The following is a 12,657-nucleotide window of genomic DNA, read 5'->3' as shown; positions in this document are numbered from 1 at the left end:
GAAATTGGAATACGTGGGGAGAAATCTTTATCTTGGCGATTTTTACGCATAATTGTAAAATATATATTACACACAGAGAACGCATCGAACCCACTTTCGTAAACATCAAACAAACTGCTTATTTTCAATATATTAGATTGATATTTTCGGCTTTACGCCACCACACAAAATGTAAACAAGTTGTTACTTTGGCATTTTATCTTGGCAACGTAGCTCAAAAAGCAAAAGGGGATGGAAAGTCTATTGCACCCTATCTCTATCCGATTTATTCATTTGATCCTGCAAAACATCAAAAGTAATGTTTCGTGACGCTTCATACAGTTCGAAAGGCTCATTGGTCAGAATCGTGTCATGGATACCCCTTTATTGATTCACCTCAGTTTTATTCAAAAGTAACTGTGCCATAAGTGGTGCTCTGTTCCCTATCGAGCCGAGCCACAAGGCTTCACGCTCGATCAGAAAAAGAGACATCTAATGACGCACATTAATCAAGAACGCTTAGTTGAACACTTTTGCCAACTAGTACGTATCGACAGCGAATCAAAAAACGAAAAACAAATTGCAGAAACACTGGCAGAACAGCTAGGCGAGCTAGGCTTTACCGTACGCAAACTTCCAGTACCTGAGCACATTTCTAACGGTTTTAACGTGTACGCCCGTTTAGACGGCAAAAAAGACGGCTCTATTCTAATGAGCTGTCATATGGATACGGTCACTCCAGGTATTGGCATTGAGCCAATCATCGAAGACGGCGTTATCCGTTCAAAAGGCAATACGATTCTTGGTGGCGATGATAAATCTGGTATTGCTGCCATCATGGAAGCCGTTCGTTGTATTCAAGCGGAAAACCGTGAGCACAAAACGTTAGAACTTGCTTTCACCGTGTATGAAGAAGGCGGTTTATTCGGTTCACAATACTTCGATATGTCACACGTCACTTCAACGGAAGCAATCGTGTTAGATACGGGTGGCCCTATTGGCACCATTGTGACCGCAGCCCCAGGCCAGCAAAAGATCATGGCAAAAATCAAAGGTCGACCAGCACACGCAGGGCTTGCGCCAGAAGAAGGCATCAGTGCGATCATGGTGGCGGCTGATGCTATCAACCAAATGAAGCTACTTCGCATCGACGAAGAAACGACAGCCAACATCGGTATGGTTAACGGCGGTCAGGCCACAAACATTGTTATGCCTGAATTAAAAATCGTGGCAGAAGCACGCTCCCTGAATGGCGATAAACTAGATGCTCAGGTCAATCATATGATCTCAACATTAGAGTCTGTCTGTAAAAAACACGGTGCAGAAGTCGAAATTGAATCTAGCCGAGCCTACGACGCTTTTGTTATTGAAGAAAACCACCCACACGTAAACGCTATAAAAACAGCGTTTTCAGAGTTGGGAATTGACGCCTTCACAAAAGGCACTGGCGGCGGTAGCGATGCCAATAACTTTAACAAGAAAGGTCTCACAACGGTCAACCTTTCAACTGGCATGGCAAAAGTACACACGACAGAAGAGTTTATCGCGGTAAGTGATATGGTCAAAATCACTGAGTTCGTGAAACATTTCCTAGTCAGTTAACGTCGTGCCTTTTGAAGAGCAGACTGACTATCTTCCCCTTCTAGCCTGTGCTTGAAGGGGATTTTAATTTGTATCGAAGCAAAATTACTTCCCGTCATGCCAACTTGATATCAGATCTTCAAAGAAATTCCCCTAGCTCACTTTTTGAGACCAGACAGCTCAACACCTGACACCATGTTACAGTAATGTTAAAACTCGATTGTGTAGACAATTTATACAATATACATTTTTGGCATCTTTCAGGATGAAAAAGAGTGAGACAAGGATGAAATTACCTAAGTTGCTTTTATTAGCGTCGATGATGAGCCCAATACTGGCAACATCAAGCTATGCCGCACCGTATCCCGCAGGTGTGACCCTCGCTGAGATACAAGAAATTACGCTAAACAATGGAGCTGAAGTTACTTCTATTGACCCAGCCAAGCAAGCCGCAGAGCCCGCTTTTAATCTCGGTCGAGACCTGTTTGAAGGTCTGGTCATTCAAGATAAGCAAGGTAAAACCATTCCTGGTGTTGCTGAGTCTTGGTCAGTCAATGACAACAATACGGTTTATACCTTCCACTTACGTGATGCAAAATGGTCAAATGGCGAAACGGTCACTGCACAAGATTTTGTCTACAGCTGGCAACGCTTACTGAATCCAAGCACTGCTTCACCCTACGCTTGGTTTGCGGCCATTCCAAATATCGAAAACTCGCAAGCCATTATGAAAGGCGACGCCGCACCCGAGTCCTTGGGCGTGAAGGCGCTGGATGAAAAAACGTTCCAGGTAACACTCGAAGAGCCTATTCCCTTCTTTACGAAACTATTAAGTCATCCAGTGCTTGCCCCCGTTCACAAAGCGACCGTTGAAAAACATGGCAACCGTTGGACCCAGCCTGAGCATATCGTTACAAATGGTGCGTTTACTGTCTCTGAATGGAAAGTTAACGAAAAACTGGTGATGGTTAAAAACCCACATTACTGGGACGCAAGCAATGTAGTGCTGGAAAAAGTCACCTGGCTACCAATTGGTGATGCAAACGTAGTGCTAAACCGCTACCTAGCCGGTGAGATAGACCAAGCGGTTTCCATTCCTGCCGCTCAGAAGAAAAAGTTAATTCAACAACGCCCACAAGAAGTGGCAAGCACCAGTGCGTCTCTTGGCTCCACATTCTATTACCTCAACACTCAACAAGGACCAACAAAAGACGTGCGGGTCCGTAAAGCCCTCTCATATGCCATTGACCGTCAACTGTTAACGAGTGCTATCTTGAGAAACGGTGGGGTTCCAATGTATACCCTTGTGCCACCTCAAACAGATGGTTTTAAATCTCACACTCCTGAGTTCGCAACTTGGAACCGTCATAAACGTATCGAAAAAGCGCAGCAATTACTGTCAGAAGCTGGATACGATAAAAGCAATCCGCTTAAGTTGACGTTTACCGTACCAACTTTCTCGATGGACGTAAAAATGGCAACGACCATGGCAGGTATGTGGAAAAGCCGTTTGGGTGCGCAAATCACAATAAAACAGCTAGAACCGAAAGTGTTCTACGCACTTAAAGAGCCGACCGACATTACTCGCGGCGGCTGGACGGCCGACTACAATGAAGCCTCTACATGGTTGGATATCTTCGTTTCTAGTGGCGAGTACAACGATTCTCGTTATAACAACCCGCAATACGACGAGTTAATGGCTCGCTCAAAGACCATGAGCAACCCATCAGAACTGTATCTACAAGCAGAAAGCATGCTGATTGAAGACATGGCCATTATTCCTATTTATCGTCCGGGTAACGATCAATACCTCATCAAGCCTTACGTGGGCGGCTACGAACTGACAAACCCTGAGTCGTCGTACTACCGCAAGAATGTCTATGTGAAAGCCCACTAAAAGCATGTTTTCGGTCTGAGTCGGCAAGTTCAATGTTTACTTGCCGTTCCTCATATCTCTCGGTGGAGAAGGCAATCAGAGCTCAGACCATTTTTTATTCATAACCGTTCGAAGTGATTTCGGATGACCAAAGGATGATGGATCATGATTTGGTACATTGTTAAGCGATTAGCTATCGCTATCCCCACGCTTCTATTCATCGCACTCGTATCATTTTGGCTGATGCACATTGCACCAGGGGGGCCATTTGATATGGAACGGCCTATGCCAGAGGTGGTACGTGCGAATATCGAAGCAAAATTCCATTTGGACCAGCCCTTCCTTACTCAGTTTTGGATTTACATTGGTAATTTCATACAAGGAGATCTCGGTCCGAGCTTCGTTTATCAAGACTTCAGTGTTACACAGCTCGTCGCACAATCATGGCCAGTTTCAGCAGTATTAGGCGTACTCTCTTTTTGTATCTCCGTTCCACTTGGCATGCTACTTGGCACCATTGCGGCATTGAACCGAAATAGCCGCCTAGATTACGGCCTGATGACACTTTCGATGACTGGAGTTGTGGTTCCGGCTTTCGTGCTTGCTCCAGTTTTAGTCATGATCTTCGCTATTCAGCTCGGCTGGTTCCCTGCTGGTGGTTGGGAAGGAGGAAAGCTGGCTTTTCTTGTTCTTCCCGTGCTCAGCCTGGCGATTGGCTCCATTGCGAGTATTGCACGCGTCATGCGTGGCGCAATGATTGAAACGCTCAACCAACCATACATTCGAACGGCAAAAGCCAAAGGTTTGTCCACAACCTACATTTTATTCCATCACGCTTTGCGACCATCCCTGATTCCCGTCGTTGCGATGCTCGGCCCTGCGTTTGTGTCTGTCGTGACAGGCTCGGTAATTATCGACATTTTCTTTGGTACAGGTGGCATGGGACAACACTTTGTGTCTGGGGCTCTCAACCGCGACTACGGCCTAGTAATGGGCATTACTCTGATTGTCGCTTCACTCACTATCTTCTTTAACCTTGTGGTCGACTTGCTATATACGATTATCGACCCTCGTATACGCGTTTAGGAGTCCGGCATGTTAACGATCAAAAAACTGGATACACAAGCTCTTCAAGATCAAGTCGTCGACAATATTGAAGCCGTCGAAGGTCGCAGTCTTTGGCAGGATGCATGGACTCGATTTCGTAAAAACAGAGCCGCGATGACATCAGTGTATGTTTTGGCGTTCATTACCTTATGCATCACTTTCGGCCCCTCTCTTGCCGCTTTTGGCCATGATGAAATTGACTGGGAAGTGCTCATCGATCCATACGAGCTAGGGAAACCTTCACTGAGCAGTGGCCATTACTTTGGTACCGATGATCTCGGGCAAGATGTTTTCGCTCGCACGATGCAAGGTGGCAGGCTCTCTATTTTGGTAGGTTTTGTTGGCGCCTTAGTCGCCGTTGTTATTGGTACGATTTGGGGAAGTATTTCCGGCTATCTTGGCGGCGTTGTCGATAGCGTAATGATGCGCATTATTGAGGTGCTCGATTCGGTGCCATTTATGTTTATGGTTATCCTGTTTGTTACCCTTTTTGGCAACAACATCTACCTGATTTTTATCGTGATCGGAATGGTATCTTGGCTGGGCATTGCCCGTGTTGTACGTGGTGTCACCTTCGGTCTAAAAAAGAGAGAGTTCATCGAAGCCGCACACTCTATTGGGGTTTCTAAATTGACAATTGTCCGACGCCATGTTCTGCCTAATGTTCTTGGGATCGTGATGGTTTATTCCTCCTTAATGGTACCAGGATTCATTATGTTCGAATCGTTTTTGAGCTTCTTAGGGCTTGGTGTTCAACCACCAGACACGAGCTGGGGAATCCTAATTTCCGAAGGCGCAAAAACGATTGACGTTGCATTGTGGATGCTGCTTTTTCCCTCTCTGTTTTTAGTTGCCACCCTCTTTTGTTTTAACTTCATCGGCGATGGCTTGCGTGATGCTCTTGACCCGAAAGACCGATAAGGACAAACCCATGCTATCTATTGAAAACATGAACGTGCGCTTCGATACGCCAGATGGGCAAGTGCAAGCGGTCAGTAATCTCTCCTACTCGATTAAAGCGGGCGAAACTCTTGGGATTGTTGGGGAATCAGGTTCGGGAAAAAGCCAGTCTGTTTTCGCATTAATGGGGTTAACCGCGGATAACGGCGCCGTGTCTGGAAGCGCAATGTTCCACGGTGATGATTTACTCGCGATGTCTAAAAAGCAGCTCAACCGCATCCGTGCAGAGAAAATCGGAATGATCTTTCAAGATCCGATGACGTCACTCAACCCATTTATGAAAATTGGCAAACAGCTTTGTGAAGTTCTCATGATTCATAAAGGAATGACCCGAAAACAAGCAAAAATTGAATCGATTCACATGTTGGATGCGGTGCGTATTCCCTCTCCCGAAACTAGGATGAATCAATACCCTCACGAATTATCTGGCGGAATGCGTCAGCGAATCATGATAGCGATGGCCTTGTTGTGTAAGCCCGAGTTGTTAATTGCAGACGAACCAACCACCGCGTTAGATGTAACCGTTCAAGCTCAAATTTTGACGCTATTACGAGACTTACAACAAGAGTTCAATACGGCTATTTTACTGATCACTCACGATATGGGCGTCGTCGCCGAGATGTGTGATCGCGTATTGGTCATGTATGGTGGTCAAAAAATGGAGCAATCAGATACCGAGACATTGTTCGCCCAACCTGCGCACCCCTACACTCAAGGCCTGCTAAAGGCGATTCCTTCCATCACTGAAGATATGCCGCGTTTACCAACCATCCCAGGTAACCCACCAAGTGCGTTGATTAACCATCAAGGGTGTCCGTTTAGAGAGCGGTGCGAGCATCGAGAGACGCGTTGCCAATACGAAACCCCACGGTTTTCTCCATTAAACATGAGCCAGTCCATTGCCTGTCACGTTAAAGCACCCAGTGTTATCACTCCCATTCAAATAAAAGCTTAAGGAGGCGTTATGAATAAAAAAGAAGTCCTCATGTCTGCTCGTGATTTAAACGTCCACTTTCCTGTTTCACGTCATCTTATTCCAAGTCGACGTAAAATCGTGAAAGCGGTCAATGGTATCGACTTAGATGTTTACCGAGGCGAAACACTTGGCATTGTGGGGGAATCAGGCTGCGGAAAATCAACGCTTGCACGCGCCTTACTTCGCTTAATTGAACCTACACATGGCGAGTTGACTTGGAAAGGTCAAGACATACTCGGGTTTAGTAAAAAAGAGCTTTCCTCTCGACGCAGAGAATTTCAGATGGTGTTTCAAGACCCATCCGCTTGTTTGAATCCGAGATTAACCATCTCAGAATGCATCGCCGAACCACTGCTCACCCACGAGCCGCAACTTAAACGGGCAGAGGTAGAAAAGCGTGTCATCGCTATGATGGATAAAGTGGGTCTCTTGGCGAGCCAGCGAAACCGCTATCCACATGAATTTTCCGGAGGTCAATGCCAGCGTGTGGGCATTGCTAGAGCGTTAATTCTCAATCCAGATATGGTCGTGTGTGATGAGCCTGTTAGTGCGCTAGATGTCTCCATACAAGCTCAGGTCATCAATCTTCTAGACGATCTTAAACAAGAAATGGGGTTAACACTGGTGATGATTGCGCACGACTTAAGCGTGGTGCGCCATATCAGCGACCGCGTTATGGTGATGTATCTTGGTAAACCTATGGAAGTAGGACGTTACGATAAAGTATTTGATGATGCACAACACCCCTACACCAAAGCACTGTTATCTGCTGTCCCGATAGCTAATCCGCAATTAGCACGTGACCGTGAAATACAACTATTGCCCGGCGATCTTCCTTCTCCACTTAACCCACCGAGCGGTTGCGTTTTTCGTACTCGATGCCCAGAAGCCACCGAAGTATGCGGGCAACAGAACCCAATAAAAACAGGCTCGGAGCAGCATCATATCTATTGCTCAAATATGACTTTAGGAACCATTTAATGAACAATACTAACTCAGTAAACCAACGCCTTACGTTATTGCGTGAGGCAATGTCCTTTCACAACGTGTCTGCATATATCGTGACCAACAATGACCCACATAACAGTGAATACTCAGCGGATCATTGGTTAGCGCGAAGCTGGATTTCAGGTTTTACCGGCTCAGCAGGCGATGTCGTCATTACCCAACAAGGTGGTGGCCTGTGGACTGATGGTCGTTACTATATTCAAGCTGAAGAACAGTTACACGGCACAGGACTTGAACTGTTTAAAGCCAAACAACCAGAAACACCGACAATTGCCAAATGGCTGGCTACCACGCTCCCAGAAAACAGTATTGTCGCGGTTGACGGGCGCGCCATCAGTTACGCTTTTTATCAAGGCCTCAAACAAGCCTTTGAAACGAAAAACATTAAGATCATTGTCGACCTGGATTTACTCACACCGATTTGGCTTGAAAGACCACCTCGCCCAAGTGCACCCGTATTCGAGCACCCCACCGCTTTTGCTGGCGTTGACACTGAAAATAAGTTAGCGAGAATCCGTTCTTGGTTAACCGAGAACCAAGTAGATAGCTTATTAGTGTCAACGCTAGATGATGTCATGTGGACAATGAATATTCGAGGTGGTGATACGAATTACTGCCCAGTTTCTGAAGCCTATCTAGTCGTAGAGCAATCACTTGCGACACTGTTTATTGATAAAGCCAAACTGCCTCAAGACGTTGAAAGAGCGCTGACCGAGCAGAGTGTACACATTCGCCATTACAACTACGTAAGTCAGTATTTGAATCAGCAATGTGAGGGATTATCGCTCGCTTTTAACCCGACCCACACAGACAGCTTATTGGTGAGTTCGATTGAACAGAATGTGAATCTAAAGCCAATGGCTTGCCCTGTAACGGCAATGAAGGCCATAAAAAATGCGACCGAGCTAACTAGCCTAGAACAGGTATTAACAGATGATGGTGTGGCAATCGTAAGGTTTATGAACTGGCTCGAAGAGCAAGTTCCAAGCGGACTCGTTACAGAATTGTCTGCTGAGGCACAACTGAATCACTATCGCCGTCAAACCCGACATTATGTGAGTGACAGTTTCCGCACTATCGCAGGCTTCGCAGCTCACGGTGCAAAAATGCATTATGCCGCCGATGAAGAAAGCAATGCGGCAGTCAATGAAAGCAACTTCTTTCTCGTCGATTCTGGTGGCCAATACCTTGGCGGGACAACAGACATCACCCGTACTTTCCACTTCGGGTCACCGACCATTAAGCAGCGCAAAGATTATACCTTGGTGCTCAAAGCGGTCATCCGACTGACTCAGACTCGATTCATGAAAGGCTCTACGGGTGCCAATCTTGATATAATGGCGCGTGGCGTCTTATGGCAACATGGTATTGATTACAAGTGCGGCACTGGACACGGCGTGGGCATTTGCTTGAATGTTCACGAAGGCCCACAAAATTTCTCGCAAAGCCACCATGAGGTTGAGCTAAAACCGGGTATGGTCATTACTAATGAACCAGGCGTTTATCGCGAAGGTGAGTACGGGGTAAGAATAGAGAACATTCTTAAAGTTGTAGAAGTAGAACAAAATGAGTTCGGCACGTTCTACGGTTTTGAGACCATCACTCTTGCTCCAATTGCGACCAACGCCCTTGATTTATCAATGCTAGATCAAGCAGAGCTAGACTGGCTCAATCATTACCATTCACGAGTCTATCAAGCACTTAGCCCTTTTCTTGATACGCAAGATAAAAACTGGCTTCAACGCACAACCCAACTTATTGAGAAATAGGATATCAGCAAGCTTTATAACGTTTTCATTTTCATCTCAAACTCCTTGTTTGCCAGCCTTCGGGCTGGTTTTTTTTATAGAGATAACGGCGTGAAAAACAAAAACGCCCCGCAATGTTAGCGAGGCGATCAATTAAATTAAAATGATGCAGTTAAAATGCCCTACTGACGACACTTCTGAGCATCAAAATCAACGACGATGGCGGCATTCTCAAAGTCACCAGATACTTTAACATAGCCCCAGTAGTTACTCTGATTTGACAACGTAATACACTCTCCATTACCAATATTATCTGACCACCCGTGAAGATTAGCACCATCCGGCCAACCAGAGTTACTGTATTCAAGCTTTAGGTTGCCCGTACCATTCCCCGTCGTTATCGCCAGATTTGAGCTCTCATTCACCGCTGGCACGCTTAGCCAAATGGTTTGTTGATTTGCCAAGCAAACGGGCTCTCCTGCTGTTAGGCGCCCACCGCTTACTTTACTTTGCACCGCGCAGTCTTGTGGCAATGTGTCATTACCGCCCAACGTTGAGATAACAACACTATGAGTGGCGGTTGCCGTCAAGCCTTCACTGTCTGTCACACTTAGACTGACCGAATACTCCCCTTCACTCCCATATTGGTGCGTCGGCTTGGTTTGTGTACTTGTCGAGCCATCACCGAAGTCCCATAAGACGCTGACGATCTTCCCGTTTGGGTCTGTACTGTTTTCACTGCTAAATGTAATGCTTTCACCGACTTTCCCCTTACTGTTTGCGGTTATGACTGCATTAGGTGCACCATTTGAGACAAGGGCTTGCTGCCACTGCTCAAACTCACTTTGATACAAATTCGCCCATTGGGTGATCGTGGCCTTGTAATTGCTCCAATTCCCTTGGCGCGTTTCCACCAGCATTTGGTTTACGTCATCTTTATGATTTTCAAACATAAAACGTACAGCTAAGTACCCCCAACGATAAATTCGATCGACATCAAACCCATCATAAGTAGTCTCGAAAATCTCACTTAAGGTATATGTCGAGCCGTCTAGAATCGTCTCAAGTGCTGCTTGGTTGTCATTTTCTTGAGCGACATACTCTGCAATGCCTTCACTCCACCACACTATTTTTTCAGTTGGATGACTAAACCCTCCATAGAGATCAAATCGACCATCTAAGTAATGCACGTATTCGTGCTCTAAGTTCCAGACAAAGTGATCCGCGTTCGCATAAGAGGCTTCATAAGCAATAAAGTTGGGAATATTCCCCGGCTGGGAAGGGTCGCCCTCCAAGTACATACCGCCATTGTCAGTACTAATATCGAAAATTGGCCCTGCGTACTTACCATAATCAGTGCTTGAATCGAAGATATTGACTTGGAGCTGAGTGTTGTGGTCATCTTTTACTGGCTGTTCACCCGTTTCTAAAGACTGATGAAAGTAACCCTCTTCGTAACCCATTTTAGAACATGCGGCCGCGTGTTGCTCTTGCGTCATATTCTGGGACAATATTCGAATTGTCGGACTACAGGTATAAGTTTGCGATAGCACCAAGCCTTTTAGCTCAGTTTCGAAATTACAAATTCCGAACTCACTACAATCTGCGTAATATGAGGCGGTGTCCGCCGCCGCAAGCCAAACCGCGTCACCCCGACCATACATTTCATACTGTTCAAAGATTCGACTCAGCTGACTCTTCACAACAGAACTCGCGTTACCCGTATACTTGGTCAGACGCCCGAGCTCTCGCCCCGCATTCGCGGCCATAAACTCATCTTCAGCACCGATTGATGACGCCCTTAGAGCGAAATCGCCTAAAGCTTTGGCAAGGTCCGTTTGGTTGCCAATTATTTGCACAAATTGCTCGTTCCACTGCCCACCAAACAAAATAGTAAAAACACCGTTAACCGCATTGCGCATATACCAGTGCTGGGCGTATTGATCATTCCAACGAGTAAGCCACTGGGTCACTTGTGGTAAGTACGCGTGCTGCAAGCCCGCACTATCCATAGTGATGATGACTTCACTAAGCACTTTGCCGTGACGATCGCTGTTCTCGTAGAAGTTTGCGTTGTTAACAAACGCATCCACTGATTCTTTCACCGCTGGTGTAACCCATTCAATAAATGAGATGTTGTCATTGTAAAACTCGGCGTAATAACCCGCGCGCAAGTATAAGAACAACGTTTCTAGTTCATCGCTCCCGCCACCTGTATACCCCTTCGCCAATGTCGTAGTACGCTTCGCAATGTTGTACATATGATCGGAGCTAAATACCGACTCTTGAATCCGACTTTCAGCAGAGAATAGCTGGTTCACACACGTCGCGCCCTGACTTAAAATTTCGCCGATCAATTGGTTACTGCTTTCGGTAACCAATGCTTCCAAATCACAAGCAGTGCTCGACTCATCAAGGCTTTCAAGTGACTGTACTCGAGTTGCCTTGGAGGGCTGAATAGGGAGAGTTGCGGTTGGTTGGTATTCAACTCGATTGGATTCAACACCGTGTGTATGAGCCGAATGTGCATGTTGCTCTGTAACTTGAGAAACTGGCTCGCTTAACGCAAATACGCCAGTGCTGGTTAATGTTGTCGCAATCGCGACACTCAAAGTCTTCAGTTCCATCTAATTTCTTCTATATTGAGTTTTCCTTAGATGCATTACGTCTTTTGCATCGCCACTGCCCTTATTACTGCAAGAGCATCACCATATAATCTACTCGCAAGACAAGAAGAAACATTTTGTTAACAACTAGATGTGGCGGTATCAGTTTTTGGTACTCGAGTTGCCGTTACACGGGCTTGCCAGAAATCGATTTGCTTTAGTAATATTGATCAACTAGTTGTTTATCTTTCCATTCAAATATCTTTTATTGCTCCTCACAAAAGCTATAAAATGGTTTCTTTTCTTTTTGCTAAACAACTCCTATGACCGACGCTGATATTGAGCTACAACACCTTTGGTTAGAAGTCCAAGCCGAACGCTGGCAAAACCTGCCACGCTTTTTATTCAGTTACTACTGCTACAAGCACAACCTTATCAGTAAAACCAACAAAGTTTGCTGGGAGACGGCACGTGCAAACCTGCCCGCTTCAACGTCAATAAAAGAGCGAAAAAACGCGGTGGTTGAACCGTTAGTTTCTGAGGAAACCGTCGCTGGGTTATTGAAAGCCATCAGCAAAGATGGGGAAATGACATTCGACGTGATGGGAACCACACTTGATACGTTTTTGCATTATGTTGTGATTAGCAAGGAAGAAAAAGCGCGACTTAAATCAAACATGCCAGCTAGTTGGTATCAGCGATCAAACAAGTCGCCTTTGGCACGTTTCGAGGAGGCTGGCATTAATCTACCAGAGTGATATGTCAGTCATCGCTGAAGATAAACACAAAAGACAAGCGCCTACAATGAGGCGCATT

General features: G+C 45.8%; 9 protein-coding genes. 8 read left to right on the top strand and 1 reads right to left on the bottom strand.

Annotated elements, in window-relative coordinates; all coding sequences use genetic code 11:
• Window positions 1-474 precede the first annotated feature (474 nt).
• The 7 genes from R7F07_RS10225 (at window position 475) to R7F07_RS10195 (ending at window position 9,256) form a co-directional block, all read left to right on the top strand.
• On the top strand, window positions 475-1,581 hold the full coding sequence (locus R7F07_RS10225) for a M20/M25/M40 family metallo-hydrolase (RefSeq protein WP_136976262.1): 1,107 nt from the start codon (window positions 475-477) through the stop codon (window positions 1,579-1,581).
• 265 nt (window positions 1,582-1,846) lie between these two features.
• Window positions 1,847-3,457, top strand: coding sequence for a peptide ABC transporter substrate-binding protein (locus R7F07_RS10220; RefSeq protein WP_171342695.1), 1,611 nt, complete (start codon window positions 1,847-1,849; stop codon window positions 3,455-3,457).
• A 144-nt stretch (window positions 3,458-3,601) separates the two neighbouring features.
• Window positions 3,602-4,522, top strand: coding sequence for an oligopeptide ABC transporter permease OppB (gene oppB / locus R7F07_RS10215; protein ID WP_005377838.1), 921 nt, complete (start codon window positions 3,602-3,604; stop codon window positions 4,520-4,522).
• Between the two features lie 9 nt (window positions 4,523-4,531).
• Window positions 4,532-5,464 carry an ABC transporter permease subunit gene (locus tag R7F07_RS10210; RefSeq protein ID WP_005377839.1) on the top strand — a complete coding sequence of 311 codons (933 nt, stop codon included), beginning with the start codon at window positions 4,532-4,534 and terminating at the stop codon, window positions 5,462-5,464.
• A gap of 10 nt (window positions 5,465-5,474) precedes the next feature.
• Window positions 5,475-6,458 (top strand): ABC transporter ATP-binding protein, encoded by a 984-nt coding sequence (locus tag R7F07_RS10205; protein ID WP_171342696.1) that lies wholly within the window; start codon window positions 5,475-5,477, stop codon window positions 6,456-6,458.
• 9 nt (window positions 6,459-6,467) lie between these two features.
• Complete coding sequence (locus tag R7F07_RS10200) at window positions 6,468-7,460, top strand: ABC transporter ATP-binding protein (protein ID WP_171342697.1); 993 nt, start codon at window positions 6,468-6,470, stop codon at window positions 7,458-7,460.
• Window positions 7,460-9,256, top strand: coding sequence for an aminopeptidase P family protein (locus R7F07_RS10195; protein ID WP_151514720.1), 1,797 nt, complete (start codon window positions 7,460-7,462; stop codon window positions 9,254-9,256). Before R7F07_RS10200 ends, R7F07_RS10195 begins: the two co-directional genes overlap by 1 nt.
• A 161-nt stretch (window positions 9,257-9,417) precedes the next feature.
• On the opposite strand, the gene R7F07_RS10190 is transcribed toward R7F07_RS10195, so the two are convergent.
• Window positions 9,418-11,862: a collagenase gene (locus R7F07_RS10190; protein ID WP_171342698.1), complete on the bottom strand. Its 2,445-nt coding sequence runs from the start codon at window positions 11,860-11,862 to the stop codon at window positions 9,418-9,420.
• A 302-nt stretch (window positions 11,863-12,164) separates the two neighbouring features.
• On the opposite strand from R7F07_RS10190, the gene R7F07_RS10185 reads away from it, so the two are divergent.
• Window positions 12,165-12,599 (top strand): hypothetical protein, encoded by a 435-nt coding sequence (locus R7F07_RS10185; RefSeq protein WP_171342699.1) that lies wholly within the window; start codon window positions 12,165-12,167, stop codon window positions 12,597-12,599.
• Window positions 12,600-12,657: the final 58 nt, after the last annotated feature.

Origin of the sequence: Vibrio sp. YT-16, assembly GCF_033337405.1 — a bacterium.
Taxonomy (GTDB): domain Bacteria; phylum Pseudomonadota; class Gammaproteobacteria; order Enterobacterales; family Vibrionaceae; genus Vibrio; species Vibrio alginolyticus.
Note: the sequence above shows the minus strand (reverse complement) of the source record. Positions and strands in the feature narration are given on the sequence as shown.